The organism is Zooshikella harenae, from assembly GCF_018837975.1.
In the GTDB taxonomy this organism is placed as follows: Bacteria; Pseudomonadota; Gammaproteobacteria; order Pseudomonadales; family Zooshikellaceae; genus Zooshikella; species Zooshikella harenae.
This window is the reverse complement of record NZ_JAGSOY010000013.1, coordinates 58,407-84,525: the sequence shown is the minus strand read 5'-3', so window position 1 is coordinate 84,525 and position 26,119 is coordinate 58,407. Positions and strand designations below refer to the sequence as shown.

At 40.3% G+C, this 26,119-nt stretch carries 22 protein-coding genes; 10 read left to right on the top strand and 12 right to left on the bottom strand.

From position 1 onward, the window contains the following. The first annotated feature begins 185 nt into the window (after positions 1–185). On the top strand, positions 186–1,265 hold the full coding sequence (locus KCG35_RS08095) for a hypothetical protein (RefSeq protein ID WP_215819180.1): 1,080 nt from the start codon (positions 186–188) through the stop codon (positions 1,263–1,265). Positions 1,266–1,289: 24 nt separating this feature from the next. On the opposite strand, the gene KCG35_RS08090 is transcribed toward KCG35_RS08095, so the two are convergent. After that, positions 1,290–3,536 (bottom strand): bifunctional serine/threonine-protein kinase/formylglycine-generating enzyme family protein, encoded by a 2,247-nt coding sequence (locus KCG35_RS08090; protein ID WP_215819179.1) that lies wholly within the window; start codon positions 3,534–3,536, stop codon positions 1,290–1,292. A 464-nt stretch (positions 3,537–4,000) separates the two neighbouring features. Here KCG35_RS08090 and KCG35_RS08085 point away from each other — a divergent pair, with 464 nt between their 5' ends. Beyond that, positions 4,001–4,909: an FHA domain-containing protein gene (locus tag KCG35_RS08085; protein ID WP_215819178.1), complete on the top strand. Its 909-nt coding sequence runs from the start codon at positions 4,001–4,003 to the stop codon at positions 4,907–4,909. Between the two features lie 371 nt (positions 4,910–5,280). On the opposite strand, the gene KCG35_RS26670 is transcribed toward KCG35_RS08085, so the two are convergent. Next, positions 5,281–6,252, bottom strand: coding sequence for a universal stress protein (locus tag KCG35_RS26670; RefSeq protein WP_215819177.1), 972 nt, complete (start codon positions 6,250–6,252; stop codon positions 5,281–5,283). Positions 6,253–6,438: 186 nt separating this feature from the next. Between KCG35_RS26670 and KCG35_RS08075 the strand changes: the two genes are divergently transcribed. The 4 genes from KCG35_RS08075 (at position 6,439) to yjjG (ending at position 9,851) form a co-directional block, all read left to right on the top strand. Then, a complete protein-coding gene (locus KCG35_RS08075; RefSeq protein ID WP_215819176.1) occupies positions 6,439–7,410 on the top strand; it encodes an OmpA family protein in 972 nt (323 codons plus the stop codon). A 227-nt stretch (positions 7,411–7,637) separates the two neighbouring features. Beyond that, positions 7,638–8,003 (top strand): outer membrane protein assembly factor BamD, encoded by a 366-nt coding sequence (locus tag KCG35_RS08070; RefSeq protein WP_215819175.1) that lies wholly within the window; start codon positions 7,638–7,640, stop codon positions 8,001–8,003. 336 nt (positions 8,004–8,339) lie between these two features. Continuing rightward, positions 8,340–8,702, top strand: coding sequence for a PilZ domain-containing protein (locus tag KCG35_RS08065; protein WP_215819174.1), 363 nt, complete (start codon positions 8,340–8,342; stop codon positions 8,700–8,702). Positions 8,703–9,149: 447 nt separating this feature from the next. Continuing rightward, positions 9,150–9,851 carry a pyrimidine 5'-nucleotidase gene (yjjG, locus tag KCG35_RS08060; protein WP_215819173.1) on the top strand — a complete coding sequence of 234 codons (702 nt, stop codon included), beginning with the start codon at positions 9,150–9,152 and terminating at the stop codon, positions 9,849–9,851. Between the two features lie 96 nt (positions 9,852–9,947). Here the strand turns inward: yjjG and yjjX are convergent, their stop codons facing one another. After that, positions 9,948–10,490: an inosine/xanthosine triphosphatase gene (gene yjjX / locus KCG35_RS08055; RefSeq protein WP_215819172.1), complete on the bottom strand. Its 543-nt coding sequence runs from the start codon at positions 10,488–10,490 to the stop codon at positions 9,948–9,950. Between the two features lie 75 nt (positions 10,491–10,565). On the opposite strand from yjjX, the gene KCG35_RS08050 reads away from it, so the two are divergent. Further along, the gene (locus KCG35_RS08050) at positions 10,566–11,198 is read left to right on the top strand and encodes a YigZ family protein (protein WP_215819171.1); all 633 of its coding nucleotides are present in this window, start codon (positions 10,566–10,568) and stop codon (positions 11,196–11,198) included. A 68-nt stretch (positions 11,199–11,266) separates the two neighbouring features. On the opposite strand, the gene KCG35_RS08045 is transcribed toward KCG35_RS08050, so the two are convergent. Both KCG35_RS08045 and KCG35_RS08040 read right to left on the bottom strand, forming a co-directional pair. After that, positions 11,267–11,827: a hypothetical protein gene (locus KCG35_RS08045; RefSeq protein WP_215819170.1), complete on the bottom strand. Its 561-nt coding sequence runs from the start codon at positions 11,825–11,827 to the stop codon at positions 11,267–11,269. Between the two features lie 333 nt (positions 11,828–12,160). Continuing rightward, a complete protein-coding gene (locus KCG35_RS08040) occupies positions 12,161–12,835 on the bottom strand; it encodes a transaldolase family protein (protein WP_215819169.1) in 675 nt (224 codons plus the stop codon). Positions 12,836–12,960: 125 nt separating this feature from the next. Here KCG35_RS08040 and KCG35_RS08035 point away from each other — a divergent pair, with 125 nt between their 5' ends. The 3 genes from KCG35_RS08035 (at position 12,961) to KCG35_RS08025 (ending at position 17,155) form a co-directional block, all read left to right on the top strand. Further along, positions 12,961–13,887 (top strand): glycyl-radical enzyme activating protein, encoded by a 927-nt coding sequence (locus tag KCG35_RS08035; protein ID WP_215819168.1) that lies wholly within the window; start codon positions 12,961–12,963, stop codon positions 13,885–13,887. 2 nt (positions 13,888–13,889) lie between these two features. Beyond that, positions 13,890–16,319, top strand: coding sequence for a formate C-acetyltransferase/glycerol dehydratase family glycyl radical enzyme (locus KCG35_RS08030; protein ID WP_215819167.1), 2,430 nt, complete (start codon positions 13,890–13,892; stop codon positions 16,317–16,319). Between the two features lie 95 nt (positions 16,320–16,414). After that, positions 16,415–17,155: a DeoR/GlpR family DNA-binding transcription regulator gene (locus KCG35_RS08025; protein ID WP_215819166.1), complete on the top strand. Its 741-nt coding sequence runs from the start codon at positions 16,415–16,417 to the stop codon at positions 17,153–17,155. Positions 17,156–17,302: 147 nt separating this feature from the next. On the opposite strand, the gene KCG35_RS08020 is transcribed toward KCG35_RS08025, so the two are convergent. From KCG35_RS08020 to KCG35_RS07990, 7 genes are all read right to left on the bottom strand, one after another. Further along, on the bottom strand, positions 17,303–18,853 hold the full coding sequence (locus KCG35_RS08020; protein ID WP_215819165.1) for a TerD family protein: 1,551 nt from the start codon (positions 18,851–18,853) through the stop codon (positions 17,303–17,305). 299 nt (positions 18,854–19,152) lie between these two features. After that, complete coding sequence (locus tag KCG35_RS08015; protein ID WP_215819164.1) at positions 19,153–20,478, bottom strand: DUF58 domain-containing protein; 1,326 nt, start codon at positions 20,476–20,478, stop codon at positions 19,153–19,155. Continuing rightward, positions 20,475–21,452, bottom strand: a complete 978-nt coding sequence (locus KCG35_RS08010; RefSeq protein ID WP_215819163.1) for an AAA family ATPase — start codon at positions 21,450–21,452, stop codon at positions 20,475–20,477. Before KCG35_RS08010 ends, KCG35_RS08015 begins: the two co-directional genes overlap by 4 nt. After that, positions 21,449–22,669, bottom strand: a complete 1,221-nt coding sequence (locus tag KCG35_RS08005; RefSeq protein ID WP_215819162.1) for a DUF4350 domain-containing protein — start codon at positions 22,667–22,669, stop codon at positions 21,449–21,451. Before KCG35_RS08005 ends, KCG35_RS08010 begins: the two co-directional genes overlap by 4 nt. Beyond that, positions 22,666–24,189 (bottom strand): DUF4129 domain-containing protein, encoded by a 1,524-nt coding sequence (locus KCG35_RS08000; RefSeq protein ID WP_215819161.1) that lies wholly within the window; start codon positions 24,187–24,189, stop codon positions 22,666–22,668. The genes KCG35_RS08005 and KCG35_RS08000 overlap by 4 nt, the downstream gene beginning before the upstream one ends. Further along, positions 24,176–25,159, bottom strand: coding sequence for a stage II sporulation protein M (locus KCG35_RS07995; protein ID WP_215819160.1), 984 nt, complete (start codon positions 25,157–25,159; stop codon positions 24,176–24,178). The genes KCG35_RS08000 and KCG35_RS07995 overlap by 14 nt, the downstream gene beginning before the upstream one ends. Beyond that, positions 25,156–25,836: an RDD family protein gene (locus tag KCG35_RS07990; RefSeq protein WP_215819159.1), complete on the bottom strand. Its 681-nt coding sequence runs from the start codon at positions 25,834–25,836 to the stop codon at positions 25,156–25,158. Before KCG35_RS07990 ends, KCG35_RS07995 begins: the two co-directional genes overlap by 4 nt. Between the last annotated feature and the right edge of the window lie 283 nt (positions 25,837–26,119).

The following is a 26,119-nucleotide window of genomic DNA, read 5'->3' as shown; positions in this document are numbered from 1 at the left end:
TAACGGCACCAAGCGGTGTTGTATTATCCGGGGTAACAAGTTGCTAATTTTAGTGTTGCTGAGCAAGGTTGCTTGGGTATAGCGAAATGAATTGCTGTGCCTACAGCTTCATCAGTCATGAAGCAACATTCTGCTTCTTGTTGTATTAGCAGTAAATAATGAATGCTATTTGAGAGTGTGTTGCAATGCTGAAGTTGTCACAGAGTTGTTTGTTACTGCTGAGTGTGTTGTTGGTAGGGTGTGGCACACAAGGTACACGTTCTGGAGGTGGATTTTCCTCTGTGAGTCCTGAAGATGCCCCCTTTGATTATAAAGGTGATGATTACGCAAAACGCTTAGGTGCCTATGAAGCACAGTTTAAGCGACCTCATCAGTGGTTGACAGGGGAGAATGGCCAATATTACTTTGCTTTCTTTGATGCTGCAGGTCAACCAACAGGTTTAACATCCACACAACTGAGTCAAGCCAGTAGAGTTGTTAAGTCGCAACTTATTGCTAAGCCTTATGCTGTTGCTACTTTTTTCATACCATCTGGTGATCATCAGCTCATTAAACGTTTGTTAAAGCAGCAAAAAGGATTATTGACTCCAGCTTATAAATTAACCGATGAGCTGGAAATAATTCCTGATATTGACCGCACTACACGTTTATTTCACGAGTATAGAAATAATTACGGCTTACGGTTGGCATCCTTAAAAAATACCTTGAAATATCACGTTAGATTTGTTGCAAGTGTGGAAAGTCAGTGCCCTACACGAGAGTCCCAAGGCATTACCAGCTGTGTTATGCAAAGCTGGATGATGTCAAATAGTTTAAGTAATGTTTTTAATACAGATAACCCTTATAATGTTACATTGTTGAACCGACTGTTAAATCAAGAATGGCCTAAATTAGGTTACATTCTACTTAATGATCAACCTGTCGTAGAGTCACCTGCAGTGGTTAACATGAAGTTTGCAAACAGTTCCAAATCAATGAAGCAGACTATACCTGCTAAGCGTGCTCAAGAAATAAAACCTTATTGGAATCGAAGCCGTTGGGACATAGTTATTGTTAAAAACTCTGACCAGAGTAGGCGAGAACTTGCGGAAAAAATGACTGAAGAAAGTGCTTATTGTGAGGTTAAACTCCTCCCATTAGAAGCGCTTGATCAATATAATCCTGCTACAGCTCCCAACATTCATGTGCGAGAAAAAGCTAAGGAATTTACTGACAATATTGCACAGCAGTTTTGTGGTAAAGTGATTCAGCAGCTGGCTCGATAACATAAGAAAGGAATATGTGCTTGACTATCGTTTTAGCTCAAGCACAAGCCTAAAGCCAATTTGTTCATCCTTGTAAGCGGGAGTTCGCTTTGCTCTTCGAGCAATGCGTAGGTTTTCAATAGAATCAGTGAAACTGCCACCACGAATGACGCGATGACTGCAATGGGCTTTGTTTACTGGGCGACCATCGGCAGGGTGTTGACGATATGAGTTTTGGTAACAGTCTTGTGTCCACTCTGCAACGTTGCCAGCCATGTCAAATAACTGAAAGTCATTTGCTGAGTATTGCCCTACAGACATAGTTTGTGAACCTTTCAGTAAGCCTTTCAAGGGATTTGCCCAACATCCTTCTAAACAGTTAGCTTTGTTAGTACGAGGCTGGTTTCCCCAAACAAAGCGAGTGTATCCACCTGCTCTGGCGGCATATTCCCATTCTGCTTCACTGGGAAGGCGATATGTGTATCCTGTTTGTTTACTGATCCACTGAGCATACGCTTGCGCATCATGCCAAGATGTGTGGGTTATAGGCTTATGATGTTCTTTTTTGCTGATCTTTTCATGAAATTTGCTGATCTTTTCATGAAATACGTAACCTGTTTCTTCAATAAATTGGGCAAAATCTGCCTGTGTGATTTCGTATTGACTCATAGCAAAGTCGTCGGCGAAATTTACCCAATGCAGCGGCTTTTCACTTGCTGAACCCATGCCATCATTATCTCCCATCCTAAAACGACCATTGGGTATTACAACCATTTTCGGCCCGTAACCACCTTTTGCTAAAGGGTGTTGAAGAATTTTTCCTTGCTTCATAGCGGGAGACAGGCTGATGGTTTGCTCAATTGCAGAGGATGTTATTTCTAGCCATTGGCGTTTAGCTTGATAACCTGGGTGAGAAACCTCAACAAGGTAACGTCCGGGAGATAACTGCAAATTTTTTGTGTACTTGGGTTTTATGTTAATAATACGAATGGTGCTGCCTGGAGGATGAGCTTTTATATGTACAGAATAAAGAGCAGGAGAGAGCGTAAGGTTTAACTGGGTCGGTATTTGCTGATTATGGTGTATATTGACCTGTTGAGATTGATAACCAGATTTGGTGATGCTTAGAGAATAGTGACCAGGTGCAAGTAACATCCCTTGATGAAATGAATGGGCAGAGTGATTAAATTGGATAGTCGCATCTTTGGGGGTGACATTAATTATCAAAGGCATACTGATGGCGATATCACTAGTTTGATTCATCACTGAGCGTTCTTGCTCATTTGAACTATAGGGGGTATCGGACTTTAGCCCATTGTTATTAAGCAGTAATATGCTTGGAATTGTTAAGACCAGGCCTGCAATCAAATAGGATTTTCCCGCAGATTGTTTTTGAGGCTCATTGGGGGATGATAGTGCGTTGGCAACTATATAAGGGTTGGAAGCATTGTTCTCCGGGGGGGCTGCACGAAGGTGACCGTGTTCAAGAAATTGATACTGTAGCTGGCGTAAGGCAAATGAAACCTCTTTTGCAGTTTGAAAGCGATGTTGTGGATTTTTTGCTAATAACTGGTTAAGAAAAAGTTGTAATCCACGGTATTTTTCAGGGAGTTGAGGGATAGCTGAATTTAAATGTTTTAAGCTAATCCTAAGCGGGGTATCTCCTCGAAAAGGGGGAAAACCCAAAAGCATTTCATAACAGATAATACCCAGGCTGTATAAGTCGCTTCGAGTATCAAACGACACACGCCTTGCTTGCTCGGGGCTCATATATTCAGGGGTATAGCTACACGAAAAAAATGCTGCAGACTGTTGCTTTGTGATCGTATTGAGTGAGGTATTGTTAAAATCAGTGAGTACCACAGAGCCGTCACTACGAAATAAAATATTATTGGGTTTTAATTGACCATGAATAATATGTGCTTTATGAACAAAGGTAAGTGCATTAGCAATTTGTTGCAGTATTTGTAGCGTTTTGTCTAATGTTAAGCCTTCTTGAATTTTATCTGTGAGACTACCATTTTCACAGTATTCCATTGCTAAATAAGGGAAGTCACTAGAGGTAAGACCATAATCATAAATACTGATGATATGAGGGTGGATCAGATCTGATGTGAGTGCAGCATTTTTTTTAAATAATGTCGTATCTAATTTACTTTGATTACCATTTGCAGGGTTAATAATTTTAACGATAACATAACGTTGCTTTAAACGATCAATAGCATAATAAGCTTTTTTTCTATCGTTACCTGCAATAAGAGATAGTAAAGTGTAGTTATTTAGCTTGAGCATTCTGTAGATAGTATTAATAGACTGGAATATATCCTTTACGAATCACTTTTAGGCTTTGTTGTCGGTATTCTTGACCACCAAGGATGGTGGGAATGTAGTTTATGCAGGAGCATTTAACTGTTACCCCAGCCACTTAATAGTTATAAAACTCTTGGGACTTCATCACTTGACGGCCCAGCTAGCGCTTTTAAAACAACGATTGTTGCTATTGCTTGTCTTAACAGACCTGACTAGCCCCACTAAAAATACTTCGTTATGGGTATAGTCAGCGATTTATCAATAATGTCTAGAACTTTTGCAGGTTTTACTGTAAATGAACTATTATGACGCCAGCTTTGTTAACTGTTAAGTGCGTGTTTAGCAGACTGAGAAAAAAGTGGTGTTATTTATACTCTTCGCGATGAGTACCTGTTAAGAGCATACTTTTACTGAAGGCTAAACATCCTTCGTTGGAAAATCTATTCATGTTAAAACTGGGCTATAAATATCATACAAAACAATCGATGTGGCTGGTTTCCCAGCGCGTAACAATAGGCAGTCATGGTGATTGTGACTTTGTGATTAAAGACCCAAGTATTTTACCGGAACATGTCGACTTAATTGTTAAAGATAATCGTGTGACACTCGTTGAATTAACTCAACGGGGCACCACTTGGGTAAATGATGTACCTGTTGTATCAAGCTGTCAGCTGAATGTGGGCGATACAATTAGGTTGGGTCATGTAGAGTTGTTACTCAGTGATCCAAAACATATTCAACCTCCCATTGAACTTCCCAAAAAAGCGGTTAGTGGCTGGTTTTTAAAGGTCGTGGATCGCTCCTTACCTGAAAAGACATATCCTGTAAATGATACTTTACTTATTGGGCGTGCGATTGATTGTGATATTAAAATTAACTCTCCTTACTTATCTCGTCGTCATGCAGAATTATGCTTGTTGGAGGACGTCCTTTTTATTAAGGATCTTTCATCAATAAATGGTACTTTTGTCAATGATGAGCCTGTTGCTGAACAACGTTTGAAGTCAGGGGATCGCATTAGGCTGGATCAGTTAGAGTTCATGATAATTGGTCCACCAGATAATCAGCATAACACGCTAAGAAGATCACAAATTAAAATTGAACATAATCATAAAATGCAGGCATGTGGAGCTAACGAGGTCATCAGTCAAGAGGGTAATTATCAAGAGAAACGGCTTGGACAGCCCCAAAGTATACCTGTTGTTAAGATTGATCATAGACTAAAGAAAAGTGAAGTTAAAAATAATAGAGCATCAGGCTGGTCGATAGTGACTGTTATTATTGTTGGGGGTATTTTGGGTTATTGGTTTTTTAACTTAGTAAAACCATTTGTAGTGAGGTTTTTACATAGTTAGCTGTAAACTTTATCATAAATGCATTTGTGATAGTTCTTACTTTTTTAACACCTAACAACACGTGCTTAATATATTTATAGTGCCAAGCTTTAACTATACTCAAAGCGAAGGGTATATAACATGAATTCAACACAGTCTTTTAATAACTGAAGCTTTTATTTGTGTACGAGAGTTTTAGTGCTGGCCTGTTCAGGCCAGTGAAGATGACTTGGTGTTTTAAAAAAATCGCTATTTTTAGAGGTATACCCTTCACGAATCATTTTTATGGTTTGTTGTCAGCGTTCTTCACCCCAGTCACTTATTAATATAAGCTCCTGGGGCTTCATCACTTGACGGCCGCCCCTAAAAACCCTTCGTTATGGGTATATACTTTAGTTTGCTATTTCTTTGTGACTTGTTTTTGGTTTTATTAGTAGGTCACACCGCATTTTTTCAATTAATTTTTTTGTGATGTTTCCGTAGATAGCTTGTTGCCAGTGGCTATGTGAGTGATAGCCCAGTAGACAAATGTCTATGCTAAATTCTTCTGCCAGTTTAGGGATTACAATATCTGGTATCCCTTGCAGCATATGACACCTGCCGTGATTTACAATGGAAAACTGTTGTTGCAGTTTGGTAAGTGCTTCTTGCCGTTGTTGGAGTATATTTTCTGTATGCTTTTTGTATTCTGAAACAAGATCAGTTTCTAGCATAATTGCTTCAGGTAAGGGCGAATACGTATGTACGATATGAAAATGTACCGGTAAGTTATTAAAATAAGACTCAGCATACTCAATGAGTGTGCTATCAAAAGAAAACACATCATTATCAGGTAACGGATCTACACAAATGAGAACATTTAAGACTGACTGAATAGTTACTTCAGGCTCTTCTTCAAATGTTGATGTATCACAAATATAAATTGGGACCCTACACGTATTAAGTAGGTAGATGTCATTGTGATTCAGTACGTTGGCTTTCTGTTCATGGTAAGACGTTGGCTTTATATAAAGATCAACGTGCTGCTTTTGAATAAAGTCAATGAGTGCTTCTAGCGAATGTGCGTGTTCTCCGTAAATAATATGATGATGGTATTGATGCTGAATACACCAGTTTAGGATCGGTTTAATGTGTTGCTCAAGCTGTACTTTCCATTGTTGGTGCAGCTTTGTTTGAAGTGAGTCTGGTAGAAAGTGATTCACAAAAAAGTGATGTTGATAGTATTCCAAAAATAGAGTGACTTGTTTTATATTTTTTTTGGGAATGAGTGATAGCTTTGCTGTTGTAGATGCAATATTTGTATGTAAATCAATGAATAACAGCACATGCTGTGTTGTATGTTGCATTAAGTATTCTTGGGACACAGGCGTTCCATTCCTTAAACTGTAGTTTTAACTGTTGTAGTTTTTTTTTACAAAGTTTACGTTGTGTAAATTTAAGAAAAAAGTCTAATTATTACCATCAGGTTACATTATTTCACTGTTATTGTGCAGATTGATTAAATATAATTTTCCACAGAAACGTGATAGTACTGGAGAAGTTTTAAGCTTATGAAAAAATTATCCCTGTTTGCTACAGGCGTTATTTTTGCGCTAGCAAGCCACTCTGTTATGGCTGAAGAGGAAGTTGTTCCACATGCTTATGTAGCGCCTTCATTCGGAAAATATTTCTTTGATAATGACCGTGATATCGAAGATGACTACCTTTACAGCTTAGACTTTGGTTATCAAATTAATTCCAACCTGGCTGTTCAATTGGGGTTTGGTAAAATTAATAATACTGAAAACCCTGGACTAGATAACAATATTGATGCCAAGTGGTATCATTTAGACAGCATGTATTACATTGCACCTGTCGGTAAATGGAAACCTTATGCACTAGCCAGTGCTGCTCACATGCGTATTGACCCCAGCGATGCGGGCACAGATGATGAGACATTACTTGGCTTAGGTGTTGGTGTTGAGCGTGAGCTGACAGATCGTGTAGCATTGCGTGCTGATGTACGTGATTACTATAGCCTTGACAATGAAACACATGACCAGGCTGTAATGCTGTCAGTGAAGTTGGCACTAGGTGAAACTAAACGAGCCATTGTTCGCAAAGAGCCACCACCACCAGCACCACAACCAAAAGAAATCTATGTAGATAAGCCCGTCAGTATTCGTTTAAATATTGAGTTTGACTTTGATAAGTCCGTTATTAAACCAGAGTACTACCCTGAACTGGAAAAAGTTGCTTCTTTCTTGCAACGTTACTCAAATATCCATGTGACCATAGAAGGGCATACAGACTCTGTGGGTAATGATGCATATAACCTTATGTTATCTCAGTCTCGTTCAGATGCCGTTCGTCAAGCATTGATTGAGCAATATAACATCCAACCAGGGCGTTTGACTGCAATTGGTAAAGGTGAGTCTGAGCCTGTAGCTGATAATGGTTCACCAGAAGGTCGTCAGCGTAATCGTCGTGTTATGGCGAATATTAAAGCTGTCGAAAAAGTCAAAAAAGTGATAACTGAATAGTCATTTTTTATAAGGCTGGTACCTGAGCTTTTGGGTGCCAGCTTGCTCCTTCCTTTTTGATTTCCTCTTCTAATATTTTTCCTTGTTTACATCTACAGAGATACGAGCCAGCCTCCTAGGTTATAGCCATCTATAAGCCTATGTCTAACCAAAGATACTAAAGTTTTTGCACTATACTCCGATAATGCCTATAACAGTCTTGGTTTTGATGGGAATGGTGGTTGACTATGAGGTTGTTGCTAGCACGAGGTTATAAATGGTGTAGCATTGTGGCTGTTGTTTGTTTTACATCGGCTTGTACTACACATCGTATTAGCAACCAGTTAGATATGGCGTATGAGCATTATTATAACGGTGACTGTGTTGCGACATTGCATTCATTAAGTCGTGTTGATCGGTTAATCCGTGCTCGACGTTATTTTCAGCCAGAGGTCTCTTTTTTACGAGGATTATGCTTGGAAAGACAAGGTTATCTCATGGATGCTGTAGAGACTTATCGTTATATTGTGAAAGTTTATCCTGAATCTGAATATGCATTCCGGGCAAGAGCAAGACTGAAAGTGCTAGGTGGTGCTCAAAGCCCTCTGAAATAAAATACCTACCTTAAAATATACCCTTATTAAGGGGCATTCTTTAATAGTACGTTTGTTGAAATAGTGTTATTAACGAATTAAAGCAGTTGCACTTTTGGCAATTTGGTCGATAGTATATTTTATGCGTCATTAATATTTAACTAAATTGTCTTATACCTTAAATTAACGAAAATATACATTCTTGAGTTTTTATCCAGTAATCTATCCCACGATAAGGGATAGATATTAAAAAATACGCATTTAGATTGAGAGTTAATGCATATTTTTTTTGGGTGAACGTTCGCATATTTTTGTATATATTTGAGGTGGGCTATATTACCTTGGTATTGGGCGACGATGGGTAAAGCATATCCTTCTAGAGAACAGCGTGCTATTACACGCCACCAGTTAAATGCTTATTTAACAATATATAATCGTTTCACTGATCGTCCGATTGGGTATATAGGTAATATTTCTGCTCAAGGACTTATGTTGATTAGTGAAATTCCTATCATGGTGGGGGAGGCTTTTGAAATGCGGATTAAAATTCCTCATGAAGTTAGCCCTACAGAAGTATATATTGATTTTAAAGCAGTCAGTCAGTGGAGTAAGCCAGATGTAGATCAGCGTTATTTTGATTCTGGTTTTGAAATTGTTGAAGCTGACCAGGGTATTATCAATCTTGCATCTTCTCTTAGAGAGTTTTTTAGCTTTCGTTAGTCTGAAAAGATTTCTATCTTTTTTTGGGGGGAGATATAGCGTGAATATTAATAAAAACATTTATTAATATTTTTTGTTATTTTATTTGACTACCCACAATTCTTTCGTCTAATAATTGAACACTTTATTTTTCCAGTAGCTATACCCTTCACAAAGGGTATAGCTTGGTTTTCTTTAATATCTCTCCCAGCTACTGGACCCAAAAGTACATTTTATTAATTAGCTTCAGTCGCTTAATAATGATTTTTTGTTAAATATTAGGCTGATGTTGTTGTCGCTTATTAAAAATAGTCATTCTTTTATCAAAGCAAGGCTTCGCTGTAGAGTGGGATTCAGATCGTAAAGCGCTCATAAGAACAAGATTGGTGATTGGTAGAGAGGAGATAAAAAATAGTGTTAAGATGATGCTTACATGTTGGACAATGTAGTAAAGGAGTGGAAGACGGAATGAAGCACTATGAGTGGATTTTGTTCGATGCGGATGAAACCTTGTTTCACTTTGATGCATTCGGTGGGCTACAGCGTATGTTTGCTCAATTTAATGTTGAGTTTTCGACTGATGACTACCAAGCCTATCAGGACGTTAATAAGCCTCTTTGGGTCGATTATCAGAACGGTGATATTACTGCACAGCAGCTACAGCATCAGCGTTTTGCTACCTGGTCAGATAAGTTAAAGGTTTCAGCTAAAGACTTAAATAGTGCTTTTTTATCAGCAATGGCTGATATTTGTAAACCTTTGGAAGGTGCGAATAGTTTAGTCAGTGCGCTTTATGGCAAGGTAAAACTGGGCATAATCACCAATGGATTCTCTGAGTTGCAACAAATTCGTTTAGAGCGGCTGGGACTTAGAGAATACTTTGATATACTCGTTATTTCTGAGCAGGTAGGTTTTGCTAAACCTCATCAAGCAATTTTTGAACATGCCCTATCTGTCATGGGACAGCCAGAACGAAATAAAGTGTTAATGGTAGGTGATAACCCCGATACTGATATTTTAGGGGGGATAAACGCTGGGTTTGAAACCTGTTGGTTAAATGTGAATGAGAACCCGACACCTGAGGCTATTATGCCAGGGTATCAGGTTTCTTCCTTGACAGAGCTAGAGCAGCGATTGTTCTCTGATCAGGGCTTGACTGTAAGCATGTGATAAGCTCTTCAGTTTGTGCCTATCGTAAATCATATTCAGGTTTAGCAAAGAAAATTCCCACAGCAAAGCCTAAAGTTTATGCGTGAAGAGTACACATTATTTATCGTATAATTCTTCATAAAGAAAAGGGGCCATGGCGAGAATTAGTGCTTCAGTATATGTACTTTCTCGTGTGGCCTGTCCGTTGGTTAGTAAGCCAATGGCTCCTCCCTGTTGTTTGATATTTTGTGTGTTAAATAATCTATCCATGACATGACCTAGTTCTTCACCTTGTTGTAATGCTTGGTAAACGGATATAGGAAGCGGCAAAATTGCACTGCGACCTATTGAAAGTCGACAGTGATTTGCAATAACAACATAGGCAAATGTTGCTGGTCCATATTCAAAAATATCTACACCGCCTTCAAGGGCAACATAGAAATCAGCTTCTATCTGTTGCTGGCAAAATCGTACCCGATTTTCTGCACCTTCACGGGTTTGCTTTGCCGTCATGGGCTGGTCAGGTACCTTTGATGGTGCATATATACCAGTGCACTCAACGGTACTATTAGGATAGAGTGAAGCAATGGCGTTGCGTACTGCATTGATTTTTACAGGATTCTGCGAGCCAACGACAATTTTGATACAATCTTGATTCATAATGGATAACAACTGTTTTTTTGAAAAACATTATTATACTCAACTTAACGTTTTTTGAGGGAGTTACCTGAGTACATGTCGCGGGGAGAAAAAGTTCCAAATAGTTATTTAGTACCTGCTGAGCCAGTGATGACTGAACTCGTCATTAAAAAAAGCCGTTTTATTTGTTGGATTTATCCAGTTGAAAATCGTCAGCAGGCGTTAGCCCAAGTGGCGACTTTAACGGAACAGTATTCAGATGCACGCCATCATTGTTGGGCTTATATTGCAGGGCCTCCAGAGGGGGCTACTCAAATTGCTTGGAGTGATGCGGGAGAGCCACAAGGTACAGCAGGTAAGCCGATTCTAAATGTATTGCAACACCATGGTGTGGGAAATATTTTAGCCGTAGTGGTTCGTTACTTTGGCGGGATTAAGCTTGGGGCTGGCGGTCTAGTCCGTGCATACTCAGGGGCTACGCAAGCTGCAATGGAAGCATTAAAAACAACACCTAAAGTGGCAACAGAGGTGTTTGTTATTGAGTTAGGGTATGACCAAGAATCCCGAATTAAAATGCTGATGCAGGAGTATGGTGTGGAGCTTATGGAAAGCACATATGGTGTGTTAGTATGTTATACCCTATCTGTTCCTGTAAATGAATTAAAGTCATTTGCTGAGCATGTAACGAGCTTTTCTAAAGGCAAGTTGCGGCTTAAGCCCGTTACATAAGCTACCCAATAAGTGATGTATATCCTTCGCAATATAGGTATTGAAGGGGGATATCTGAGGTTTGTTAGTTATTGAACTAACTCAAAGTATCTTGGTCCCCCTATAGTTGTATCTTGCCACTTAATGATTCCTACATCTTTTGCAAAGAATATGTTTTCAACTCCTGTATCATAGCAACGCCGAGGGCCAGTGAAAAAATGGATTTCGGTAACATCAAAAAAAGTACCAGAAGAAATAGTTAACTCTTTGTAAAAATTTTTAACTACAGTTCCTGCAGAGCACATTATTCCTGAATGGCTGTTTGTAGTACCTACTTTAACATTGAAGTTAACATAGACATTAGCTTCTTTTGTTTTATCATTCCACATATAGAGCTTTCCATCCTGGCTGGGACGAATCCAGACTTTTTTACCCATTAAGCCAGGGAAACCTTCGAATAAATACCAGCCATTTCTTTCTTTGGCGACTGAAATATTTACATGTTCGCCAGTGTGTCCATGATTAACATATTCCATTCTCATGCCTGAGAATGCAGGCAGATAGTTTTCTGCGATACTGGTACTTGGCTGAATAATGAAGCTGAGTATTGATACCACGGTTAGAATTAGGAATTTTGCCATCCGTAACATTTTTATCCCTCCCTTACATAACATAATTATTATTTTTGATTAAACGTTACTATTATAAATCAATAGGCGTATTAAATCTTGAGGTGAATCAAACGTTCATAATGGTATTATTGCTGAGGGAACTATAAGTTTTAATAATACCTATATAGAAGCTGTTAATGTTATGTAGATTGATTTTTACATAAGAATAAAAATTATCGATATTGGATAGTTAAATAGGATATTTACAAATTATATTTATAACTTAGGGAAAGCTATAAGTGCTCAAAAAGTCGCTCGTGGCTGAGCGACTATGAGACTATGGCTGGGTAAAAGAGTCTACAGTATTATTACTTAGCTTTCATAGGAAAGCTGATTTGCAAAAGTGCTTTGCCAGTGTTCATTAAACTCGTCTACGGCAATGTTTACTGCTGGGTGAGTATACATTGCCTGCATAATATCACAGGGTAACGTAATTGCTTTTACGCCTTCCTCCAATACAGATACTACTTGTTGAACACTTTTAAAACTGGCTGCCAGTATTTTACAGTTTATATTTGCTGTCGTAATGAGTTTTTGCAGTTTAGAGACTACGCCAATGCCATCTCCCCCCATTTGTGCTATGCGATTAACATAGGGTGCTATGTAATCTGCACCATTATGTGCAGCAAGAAAACCTTGTGCGGTGGTATAAATAGCTGTTGCAAGTACAGAAATATTATCCTTTTTGAGTGCTTTGATAGCAGCCAATCCAGCTTCAGTAGCAGGAACTTTTACCACAATGTTATAAGGCAGGGAATGAAGCTTTTTTGCTTCTGAGATAATTCCTTCAACGGTGGTGCTGATAGTTTGTACAAAAAAGCGGCAGGGAGGTTCCAGTTGGGTATTTAAGGTAGACAGTAAATGATTCACTCCACAGTTGGACTTGGCAAGAATTGATGGGTTAGTGGTAACACCTGATAATTTAACCTTCGTGTGTAAACTGAGTATGTCATCAATATCTGCGCTATCAAGGTAAAGCTCTACCATAATACTAACTCCGTTGGTTGATTCATTAAACTATACTCCACTTCTCATTACAAAGGTTGATATAAATCAATACTGCTTTCGAACAAAAGCAATCTACTTTTGTTAAGTGAAATATTGGTTTGGAAATGAAAATGTCAGCTTCTCTCTTTTTTGATATCCAGCGCTTTTCAACTCACGATGGTGAAGGGATTAGAACCGTTTTGTTCTTAAAGGGATGCCCTCTGTCCTGTGTCTGGTGTCAAAATCCCGAAAGTCGAAGCCGCAATTTTGATCTTATGTATGATGCAGCCTTTTGTATTGATGGATGTACCTTATGCCAGGATTGTTGCAGTGCAATCACACGGGATGGACCTGCTGATTTATTAATAGATCATCAACAAATTGATGCGTTTGATATAAATAATTTAAAAACATGCTGTCCTGCCAAAGCCCTTAGAGTAATGGGAGAACCTGTTGATATTCATGCTATCTGTGAACAATTAAAACGTGATAAACCTTTTTATAAAACATCGGGTGGTGGTGTGACCTTTTCTGGAGGGGAACCACTCATACATTCAGACTGTGTTAACACGATTGCGCAAAAAATGCAGGAAGAAAATATTGATGTAGCCATTGAAACGACATTGCATGTCAGTTGGCGGAAAATTGAGAAAAATATTCCTGTCATTAATCAATGGCTGGTTGATTTAAAGCACATGGATGACAACAAGTTTAAACGTTGGACTGGGGGCACGTTATCACTCGTCAAAAATAACCTGATTAAACTAGCTGGTCAAGTTAAAGACTTAATAATTCGTGTCCCAGTGATACCTGATTTTAATGACACCGTGGAAGAATTGGCATTAATTACTGATTTTTCTGTAACACTACCAAATTGTAAGGTAATCCATTTTTTACCATACCATACGCTAGGTATTCAGAAATATAAAATGTTGGGATTACGCTATCAAGGAAAAGATAAATCACTGGATAATCCTGGGCTTTTACAAAAAGCGTGTGAGTATGCTGAGCATCATCCTTTAAAACCACTTCAAACATCAGTGAGAGGGTAGTTATGAATCTTGACTATTTGCCTTTGCGTATACAAAAACATAAAGATGCATTAATTAATATTATTAAACCGCCGATTTGTACTGAACGGGCTGTGGCATATACGCGGATTTATCAACAGAATCCAGCACTGCCTATTATGATGAAGCGAGCCTTAGCATTGGCTGAACATCTTGAGACAAGAAAAATCTGGATTGATAATGATGAGTTAATTATTGGTAATCAGGCAAGTTATTTACGCGCAGCACCTATTTTTCCAGAATATACAGTTACCTGGCTAGTGAATGAAATTGATACACTTGCTGATCGACCTGGTGCAGGGTTTTCATTGTCAGAAGTGAATAAAAATGCTTTAAAAGATGTCATTTCTTTTTGGCAGGGTAAAACTGTACAAGATCAGTCTTATGCAGAATATAGTGATGAACAAAAGGCCATATTAGATTCAGGTATTATTAAAGCCGAAGGTAATATGACTTCTGGTGATGCACACCTTGCGATAAATAATGAAAAACTATTAGCAAAAGGCCTAGATGGGTTGCTGGCAGATGTTAAACTGCAAAAGCAGTTAGTCACTCATAATGCTCATGATGAGAGTCTAGAGTGCACACATTTTTTAGAAGCGGTACATATTGTCATTGAGGCAGTACAAAACCATATTGAACGATATGCAAAACTGGCTGCTGAGATGGCTCATCAGGAAACCCGTGCATTTAGAAAGCGTGAATTGAAAATTATAGCAGAAAATTGTTACCACATTGCCCATAAAAAACCTGAATCGTTTTGGCAAGCACTGCAGCTGTGCTACTTTGTACAACTTATTTTACAAATTGAGTCCAATGGTCACTCTGTTTCTTTTGGCCGAATGGATCAATATTTATATCCCTTTTATAAAAAGGATGTTGAACAAACAAATCGACTAACCCATGGTTTTGCATTAGAACTGCTGCAAAGCTGTTGGTTAAAATTATTGGAAGTGAATAAAATTCGTTCTGGAACACATTCTAAGGCTTCGGCTGGAAGTCCCTTATATCAAAATGTCACTATTGGTGGTCAGCAGCTTGATCAACAGGGTTACCCCATTGATGCCGTGAATAGTTTATCGTTTGCCATCTTAGAATCCTGTGGGCAGCTACGCTCAACACAACCCAATTTAAGTGTACGTTACCACCAAAATATCAGTCAGGATTTTCTTCTTAGTTGTTTGGCCGTCGTTAAGTGTGGGTTTGGGATGCCTGCATTTAATAATGATGAAATTGTTATCCCCGCATTTGTGGACTTGGGCGTAAGCCGTGAAGATGCTTACAACTATGCGGCTATTGGTTGTATTGAAACTGCAGTACCGGGTAAATGGGGCTATCGTTGTACTGGAATGAGTTTTTTGAATTTTGCGCGTGTTTTATTGGCAGCCCTAGATGAAGGAAAGGATGCCACTACCCAGCAGGTATTTTTACCCCATGAAAAATCCCTTCATAAAGGCAACTTTAATAATCTTGATGAGGTGATGAGTGCCTGGCAGCAGCAGGTTAAGTATTTTACACGTCATTCGATTGCTATTGATGCAGTCGTTGATACAGCATTGGAACAGTTAGCGCCTGATATCTTTTGTTCAGCATTGGTTGATGACTGCATTAGTCGCGCTAAATCTATTAAAGCAGGTGGTGCAGTATATGATTGGGTGTCAGGATTACAAGTGGGCATTGCGAATTTAGGCAACAGTTTAGCGGTATTAAAACAGCTTGTATTTGAACAGGGAAAAGTTTCACAGCAAAGTTTAGCTAAAGCACTGGCAGATAATTTTAGTGGTATTGAAGGTGAGCAGCTACGCCAAGTGTTGATTAATTATGCTAGTAAATACGGTAATGATGACTGTGAAGTAGATAAGTTATTGGTTCAAGCTTATGAAATGTATATTAATGAGTTAAAGCATCATAAAAACACTCGCTTTGGTCGGGGACCCATTGGGGGGGGATATTATGCGGGAACTTCAAGCATCTCAGCAAATGTCCCCTTTGGGGCCAACACCATGGCGACGCCTGATGGCCGTAAAGCTTATACGCCACTTGCGGAAGGTGCGAGTCCTGCTTCAGGAACGGATATTCATGGTCCTACTGCAGTGTATAGTTCGATTGCCAAACTGCCAACGGATAAGATTTTAGGTGGGGTATTACTCAATCAAAAATTAACTCCAGGCACTTTGGACACGGCTCAGGATTTTCATAAGTTATCCATGTTGATACGTACTTTTTTTGATGTCTATAAAGGGTGGCATGTTCAGTATAATATCGTTTCTCGAGAAACGCTGTTAGCGGCGCAGGCTAATCCACAGGAGTATCGTGATTTAGTGGTGCGAGTTGCAGGCTATTCAGCATTTTTTACAGCATTATCGGTGGAAGCTCAAAATGATATCATTGCCCGTACTGAGCATAGTTTGTAAGATAGCCTTTATTGTTTAGTACGCTAAATACCGTATAGATAAATCATTTTTAGATAGTGTTATAGGTAGTAATATAGATAGCATTAAGGAGCACTGTGAACGCGAGACACCTGGAAATTATCCACTTAGTTAATGAGCATAAACGTTTAACTGTCAGTGAGCTGGCAGTACACACAGGTGTTTCTGAGGTCACTATTCGTAGTGATCTCTCTTACCTTGAGCAACAGGAGCACTTAACACGCGTTCATGGTGGTGCTATTTCGATACAGACCGATGATGTTAATGAACGGCTGACGATTCATTTTGATGTAAAACAACGACTGGTAGCGCATGCGGCTGACTTGGTATTACCAGGGGAAACAGTGTTAATTGAAGGAGGAAGTGCTAATGCTCTGTTAGCCCAAGCATTAGCACAGCGTGGTGATGTTTCTATCATTACTCCCAGTGCCTATATAGCGCACTCACTTAAAAATGATCATGTAGATGTTATTTTGTTGGGAGGTGTTTATCAGTCGCAAAGTGAGAGTTTAGTTGGGCCGTTAACAAAATTGTGTATTGAACATATTAATTTCAGTACTGCATTTATTGGTGTTGATGGTTTTCATCAAGATTCAGGCTTTACCAGTCGAGACATGATGCGTGCTGATGTAGTTCATACCATTTTAAAGAAAAAGCAACGTAATATTATTCTGACTGATGCCAGTAAATTCGGAAAAATATGCCCAACAACGCTAGGAACCATAGATGATTTTGCCGCAGTGATAACGAACCAGGGAATTACAGAAAGTGATTTAGCATGGCTAAAAAAACAAAATATTCAATTGGTTTTAGTCTGATAGGGCAATACTGTTAGACACTCGTATTGCCTTTTGGGTTTTTGCAGGTTAAATGCGTCCAAACTAAGTTTATTTTTAAGTTAAATAAATTTTACGACACAACTAAAAATATTAGCTGGCTATTATGGGGATAGTTTTTTTCAGCAGTTACCAGTGATCAGACTGGTTTTGGCTAGTGTCATCACTACGCATCTTATCAAACACGAAAACCTCTTTGCCACTTTCATCTATTTCTATTTGTCCAGCGCCTTTGGCACATAGATATTGAAGTATTTCTGTCACTTGCTCAATAGTCATAGTATGACTAGAGGCTAATTCAAAAGCGGTTACTCGGTAGCCCCGGTCTTTTATCATATTGAGAATAATTCGCTCATTTTGTTCTTTTTGAGCGGCTTTGGTTTGGTTATAGGTTTTCCAGCTGAAAAAAGCACCACCAGCGACCATACTACCACCGATTAATAGCATAGGAATACTGGCATAGCCCAGTAATGTAACAACACCGCCCATAGAGGCAATGCCATAACCTAGATAAGGGTGTTTTGGTAGTTGTGTGCTGGGGGGGGTGGCTGTTCCTATACTAGCGGTTGGTTGGGGAGTTTGGGGAAGGGGGCGATGACCCGTTGTTTGAGGCTTTCTTTGTTTGGGAGCAGTAAAGCCATATTTTTCAGCAGTTTTTTTGATACCCTCTGCATGGCCCTGTCCAATACCTCGCACTCGCCACTCACCTCGATAGCGATAAATTTCAAATAGTATTGCACTATTGTAGTTTTTTGCTGCAGTTTCAAAAATAAATTTACAAATTGGCTGACCAGTAATGGCACTGACTAAGCGTGTTTCAATGTAGTCGACACTAGATAAGCGCTTAGTATCTGGCGTACGACTCACTATCAGTTCTAGCTTGGCAATATCTGCAGGTATTTGTTCCAGGTTAATTTGACCTTCATTGCCTTTAAGCACAACCCCTTTGCCACGTAGTGAAGGATTTGCTGGATACAAGAAATCTTTAATATTTTTGACTTTATTTTCAGGATCAACAGCTACTAGGTTTAGCTCAATATCATCTAGCTTCGGTACACTACGAGCCTGCCACAATAGATTTTTACAATGAGCAAAATGCTCTGTGAGCGATAAATTCTCTCCTGGAGATAGCTCAGCACCTTCACTTAGAGAAATGCCATCATCTGGTTTTAGTGTTGAAGGTAAGCTGAAGCCAAATTGCTCTGCTAAAGAGCTAAGATCTCCAAGACCTTCGTAGCCAATAAAGCGAAGCTTCCACTGGCCCTTATGACGATAAATTTCCAGTAAGGTAAGCGACTTGGTTTCAGGAGTGCAAGAAGGGATATTGATACGTGTTAACTGCCCATTGTTGATCCTTACCTGTATATTTTGTATTTGGTAGAAGTTATGAGGACTATCCACTGGTAATGATAAGATAATACGTAATCTATCATAGGGAGTGGCTAGTACAGGCAAGTTGAGATCAAATTGTTTACCCTGTGGGTGGCGTGTAACGAGTTCTGGAATTTCAGGGTTAGCCTCCCATAAAAAATGACTAGGGGACGTTACTTGCTTGTGTTCATTAATTGCAAACCCGTAGGCCTCCAGAGCTAGGCCCGATGTGAGGCTACGCCAGCCGATATCAATACGTAAGGGCTTTTTTGAATCTAAAGAAATATTTTGACCCCTGATTAATTCCATAGCGCTCTATATTCACCTATTAGACACAAAATCAGAGTGTACTTCGGCTGACTGACTGTCGCAAATCCTCTGTTAATAATCTAGTACTAGGGAGTCTATAAGGAAGTTAGTCTCGGATTTAAATTGCGCCACTTCTCGCACCAAGACTGGTTGATCTTCCCCTCATAACGATTAACTGTGGTCACTTTGGCGCAAAACCTAACATTATTGAATTACTAATGAACATCATTCCCCTGCAGACGTTACACTTAGCTTGATTGAATACAGAGCTTTCTATAGGGATATAGAAGAGGCATATCTTATAATTGATTACTCCGTTTAATATCCAAGTAGCGATTCACTATCGCGGGTGGCAGCTTTTCAGGCAGGCTATCCAGGGTAAAAATTGACTGGCTGATTAACTGATCATGTAATGCCTTGCGCTGTTTTAAATAAACTTCACTGGCGGCATGATTTAATGCACCGTTAAAATCTTCAATCGGTTGGGCATGCAACGTATCTAGAATATGCTCCCTAAGGTTAGCCAGTAACACCAAATGGCGATGACGAAGCAACTTTAATGCGGGAACTAAGTCATCCGCATTTTCATCTCGCACATTAGATAACATAATGATTAATGAGCGCTTTGGTTGATACTGCATTAAGTGTTTGGCGGCTGATGAATAATCACTGGCTTGTGTCGTTGCTTGCAAGTCGTAGATTTGGTTGAGTAAGTGGTTAATGGTATGCAGGCCTTTTGTGGGGGGATACCAACGGTGTTGCCCACTGAAGGTAATGAGGCCCACAGCATCTCCTTGTTTTAGTGCAACATACGCCAGCAGTAGCATAGCATTTAGGCAGTGGTCGAAATGACTCAGGTCACCATCTTGCGTGCGCATGCGTTGTCCGCAGTCAAGCATAAAGATAATTTGCTGGTCACGTTCATCCTGATATTCTCTGGAAATCAATTTGCGTTTCCGCGCACTGGATTTCCAGTCAATTTGACGCATGCTGTCACCCTCACGGTATTCCCGCAATTGGTGAAACTCCAATCCTTCTCCTCGTCTAGGTTTTTGACGAATGCCCATCTGGCTAACGTGATTATCTGTGGCCAGTAATAAGTAATGACTGATGGTGGCAAAGTTAGGATAGACACGCGTTTTAGTTGTTGGCCCTATACGAAACTGGCGTTGCCATAGTCCCATAAGGCTGAAGATATTAATGTAGCAGGGTGCAAAGCTGTATTCGCCACGATGTAAAGGGCGTAACTCGTAGTGTATTACCAGCCGCTTTGACGATGGAATGGTGATAGCTTGAGGGAGGTCTTTAACTTCATACCCCTGAGGGTAACCATCAATAACACTTAACTGTCGTGGGCTATCTTCACTATTGGTTATGGTTAATTTTATTTTATGCCATTCTCCTAGCGACATTGAGACAGGCGCTTCGCGCTCAATGTGTAAGACAGGCGATTTGATTAATGTGAGGCTATCGATAAGTAGAAGTATAACAATAGCCGCAAAAATATAGTGTCCATAGGCTTCTAAAACATTGAGGTTGTAACCAAAAAGGTTACCAGTAAAAATAAGACAGGTGACTACAGTAATGCCACCTGAAATAAAAAGTAAGTGCTTACTTGGTGTCATGATCTCGGTGCAGCAACACTGTCTAGTAGGTTTTTCAACACTTCCTCTACAGAAAGCCCCTCAATTTCAAGCTCTGCCGCTAACCCCAGTCGATGACGTAAGGCTGCAGGTGCAACGGCTTTTACATCATCTGGTGTGACAAAGTGCTGTCCTCTGAGTAAAGCTCGAGCCCGTGCCACTCGAATTAAAGCAATACCACCTCGTGGCCCCGCGCCGTGATTTAAGCCTTGCCAAGCACGTGTGGCATGAATAATACGAATGGCATAATCCAATACCTGGTCATCCACTTCAACTTGTGCTGTAACTCGTTGTAGCTGAATAACCCCTTCGGGTGAGACAACTTGCTGTAATTCAGAGACATCCAATACATCAGATAATTTATTGGTTGTTACCAAAGAAACTAGGTTTTTTTCGGCTTCCAGAGAAGGATAGTCAATACTTACTTTCAACATAAAGCGGTCTAGCTCTGCCTCAGGTAATGGGTAAGTACCTTCTTGCTCAATAGGGTTCTGAGTAGCGAGTACCATAAAAGGCGGTTGAAGGGGTAATGGACGACCTTCAATGGTTATTTGCTTTTCCTGCATGACTTCTAATAAGGCTGCTTGGGTTTTTGCGGGTGCCCGGTTAATTTCATCGGCAAGTAATAAGTTAGTAAAGGCAGGTCCACGACGTATTTTAAATTCTTCACTTTTCATGTCGTATATGGCATGTCCGGTGACATCGCTGGGCATAAGATCTGGGGTAAACTGAATACGGCCAAATTTACAACCAAAGCAGGCGGCTAATGCTCTCACCAGTAGTGTTTTCCCTAACCCTGGAACGCCTTCGATCAGTACATGACCTGAGGCAAGCAGCGTCATAAGTACTTGGTCAACAACAGATGCTTGACCAACAACCGCTTTATTTATTTCAGTACGGATGGCATTAACTTGTTCCGAGGCCTTGCTGAATATTTCTGGATTAAGGCTACTCATAGCTGGTTCCTGATATGTTGCAGGTTTCTGGTAACACGAATAAATTCAATTTCATTTTGTAGGGTGTCCTGGGACATCGTCCACTGAACTTCCTCAACGGGTAAGCCACTTAATGTGGCTAATAGCTGAAATTGTTTCGCTTGAGACAATTCACTGTACTGCTTATGATGCAGTCGAATACGCTGTTCAACCTGTTGCCTTAAGGTGTTAATGAGATAGCCTGACTGCTTATTGCGCCAAAAGAAGCTAGCGACGGCTTGTAAGTGTTCGAGTAACTGTCGCCGTTCCGGGCTGGCTTCAGGCTTCGTTGGTCCAAAACGTTTTGCATAGTACCAGCAGAAAAGAAGAATAAATGCCCCCAGTGAAACCAGTATAGGCAACGCATGTTGTACTAATAACTGCCATAGGGATGGGTATTCTAGCCCATATAACCACCAGACAGATGAGTGATCCTCCAGTAATAAACGCAACAGGTAGGCGTGATCATAATCGCCAATTTCATCATTTTGCCAAATGCCCATATACGTCAGTACGGTAACACGACCATCACCGATGGCTTTTTGAATAAGTTGATAAGGTGGTTCCAAGCTGTTTTTTAACAGTAGTTCACCTTTAGTGTTGACTAAGCCAAAGTCTGTACGTAAATCAATGGCTAGTGGCTCTTTTTCTGTAGGCCAGGTTAGTGTATTAGGTAAGCGGACAGGTGTTTCACATTGCACAGCGTCTTCCGCTTTCTTGTCTTTTTCAGATTTGCTGGATGTTTTTTTTCCATATAACGCATCAAGCTCATCCTCTTGGAGGTAGACTGCTTTTATTCCCCAGGACGCTAATAGAGGATCAAGCACTTGGTCGTCAAACAACCAGGGTTCACTATAACTGACTAACAGATGCCCCCCTTGGCGTACCCAAGTATCTAACTGCTGACGACGCTGTTCTGATAAAGAAGCTCTTGAACTACTTAATATAATGGCATCACTTGTCTTAGGAAGATGATCAAGCAGTTTTAAGTTTTTGTGGCTTTTAATATGAATGTTATTACGTTGAATAAAACGCTCGGCTGCCAGGTATTCATTTAGCCTGGCTTCGGTGGAAGGAGGTACCCACTCAGTGTCGTCATAAGGTTCTAGCAGTAACCAGAAAAGGAGTGCAAAGAGTAAAATAATGCCTAAAACGATGACAATTGGCCAATTGACTTCAAATGATGCTTTACGGGTCATTGGTCACCCTGCATAAATAACTGTTGCCATTGCTGGCAAAGCGCCAAAAGTGTGGTTCGATCAGGTAGTTCATGTCCATACGCGGTTGTTGTCCAGCACAGGGTTAGCTGGTGGAAAAAATCACTGAACTGAGGTGAATCCTGCTCAACAAGCTGGCAGCATTCACCTTCAGTATGGGCAGATTGAAAGCGAATTTGATAGTTGTGAAGCAGCCTGCTTAGCGTACCACGGTATAACAGGCTTAAAGCTTCACGCGGATTATGGTTGCTGAGTGTACGAACATGTGCCAACAAGTCATCAGGTAAGTGCGACTGTCGTATATCTAGCCCCATTATTTCAGTAATGGGTTGTTCTTTTACTGCTTTCTTCCAGCGCCACTGTTTAGGCACTAAATAATTAACCCAGCGGCGATAGCGGTAGAGCAAAAAGACAACCAGCGCAATCGCTAATCCCCACAGTAAAATTTCAATCAGTTGCGCAAAGGTTTTAATAAATGAATCTACGCCAGAGAAATCAAGATCAGGTTCTGGTTCTGGAATATCTTTTTTTAAATTGAAATCAGGAAGCCGGTAGTTGGTGACTGTTTTATGGTAGCCAAAGTCGTGATCAGCGAGAATCTCATTGATTTGCTGTTTGGCTTCAATTTTAGGCCTATTTGGCTCAGTATGAGCTGATGCCTGTGCCCAGCTAGCGTTAGGCAAGCTCAAACAGGTCATAAGTAGCAGGCTTAATCCCCAGGTGAGAATACTCGCAAGTCTAGTGGTGGCAGAGAGTCGCTGCTGATGGCGAGCCAGTAGACGACGAAATGCAATTTCGGTATCCCAGGCTTCCAAGTGAGTACGGCCGTTGATGTATAAAGAAAAACCACAGGCAATGTAAAAGGGGTTAAATAAAAGAATAAAGACATACATCAGAGTACAGCCTAGCCAAAGAGCTATGTCTGTCGAAAAAAGGCCAAAAAATTCTGCGCGGTCTTGGTGTTGAACAACTTCATCGGGAATCATTATATTAATAAACGCGACGCTGGCGACTAAAAAAAGCCAAAGTAACCCATGCATAATAAGCGTTAATAAAATTGAGGCACCACCACGAATATGCAGAATCTGCAAGCGTCTGCGGCGTTTTGAACCATTTAATTCTTCCAGCACACTGACGGGTAAATTGAATGAGCGGTGAGGGCTGAGTCGTCGCCAAAGCAGCGAAGAAAACCACTGAATACGACAGGTTTTACCCGCAGCAGAAAGTAGTTGCCGATAACTTAATGACTCGCCAAAAAGTAGACGGCTGTAGTAAAAAAGCGTTGGTTTTTCCCAAATGCCCTGGAGCCACCAAATAATAACCACAGCCCAATAAGGTTCATCACTAAAGAACCAGCAAAGGAGTAAGAATACAGGAAGTGTCGTCGTTAAGCTGACCACTAACGGCGGCCAGAACCAGCGTTTAGTCATTGCCAGCCCTAAGTCGACTGCTTGCCAGCTGCTACGCGGACGGACAGTAACTGTAATTTTACTCAGATCCATGTGGCCTCCGACCAACCCCTAAAAAATAGCAGATGACGATCGTCCATAACCCGACAGCAACCCAGTATTTTGTGTATGCAGGAAATAGAGTGGATGAAGACCAGAATGCTTCAATAAATGCGGCAATCACCAGCATGCCAATAACGCCATAAATGAGCTTGATACATATTTGAGAGGCACTCATCAGTGCGGCTTTACGGCTGAGGTTCCCTGGACTTATCAGCGCCCACCCCAGCTTTAAGCCGGCGCAACCAGCAATAGCGATAGCGGTTAACTCAAAAGAGCCATGCCCACAGACAAAGGAATAAAAGGTTTCAACGTAACCAATATTAATCATATGGGCGCCAAGACCACCCAAAATAAGCCCATTAAAAACAAGAATAATTAAACTACCGATACCCGCTAACAGACCGCCAGCAAAGGTTCGAAAGCCAACGGTGATGTTATTTTTAATATAGTGGCCAAACATCGCGAAGTCGCCAGCAGAGTCTCGCTCAAAACCAATGACTTTACGCGAGGGCTCGTACATTGACTCAAAACTGACAACCGTTTCTCGGTCTATAAAGCTGTATAACACATCCGGTGACATCCATACTGCTAAACCAAAGAGCAATGCAGGTAAATACAGTGCAATGGTTGCAAGCCAGAAAAAACGCCACTCTTGACGTATGAGCTGTGGAAACTCATACAAAAATAAACGACCAAGCTTGCTCCAAAAGCCTATTCGTTGTCGATAAAGGCATTGATGACCCAGAAGCGAGAGTTGATTAAGGTACTCTGTTAAAAAGCGGCTATATTGACGCTGTCGAGCCAACGCTAAGTGATTACAAGTTTGTCGATAGAGTGTAATAAACTCTTCCGCCTCTTCAGTACTGAGTGACTTTGGGAAAACCTTAGTGACTTGTTTGGCGAGTGTTTGCAGGCGGTCCCACTGAGCTTGATAGTATCGTTCAAAATCTTGCTGCTTCATTGTGATGACAACAAACCCTTAGCTAATTGGTGTAAATAGGTGACAGCTGAGGTACCTTCACGTTTGAAAACAGGCTCAATAATATTGGCAAGCTCTTCAGCTCGTGCATTCGATATTGTTCGGTAGCGTTCTGCGAAATTAATAATGGCACGTTGTTCTTCAATTGCCAGTGGGATAGGAAGTTTAACGGGCGTCACATCTGGCAGTGTATTCAACTTTGGTGTTGGTTCATTATAAACGACAAGTGTGCCAGCGGCTAAATCACCTAACCGTTTGAAATCATGTCGCAACGCCATGGTAATTAATCCTGTTACATAAAAGAGTGGCAGCCAGTCGACATAGCGAATTAAGTTGCGAAGGAACGCTCGGGAGAAACTGACAGGCGTGAAGTTTTCATTAATCACTTGAATATTCATGGCCCGCTTGCCCGGAGTTTGACCATTATAAAAGGCTTCGAATAAAGCACCGTAAAAGGTATCGATAACAAACGCAAAAATTAAGAATAATCCATAACCTAAGTAGCCAAAAACTATCAGGGTAAACCAAAGTATTAGAAAGAAAACAGCTCGAATGACAAAGTCAATCAGAAACGCGGCCACTCTAACCAGTGGACCTGCGACGTCTAATTCAAGCCGAATACCTTCAGGCGTTTCATAAGTCTTGCCGGTGTCTAACATTTAATCAAAAACCGTTAAAGTCTACTGCAAATGCTATAGAAGATAGCACAGATATGACGGCTAATACATTGGAAGCCCCTGGGAAGTTATTTAGAACAACGATACTGATACTAAGCGTAAGCAGGACTTTGATGAGGCTGTTGCAACAAATAATGCCATGAAATTACACTTATACGCAGTTCAGTTATTCATTCACTGAGGTTCCTAAAATGCAAGTTGTAGAGCGAATAAAGCTATTTTTGGCTGTATTACAGTCTTTGTAAATCATTGTTTGTTAAAATAC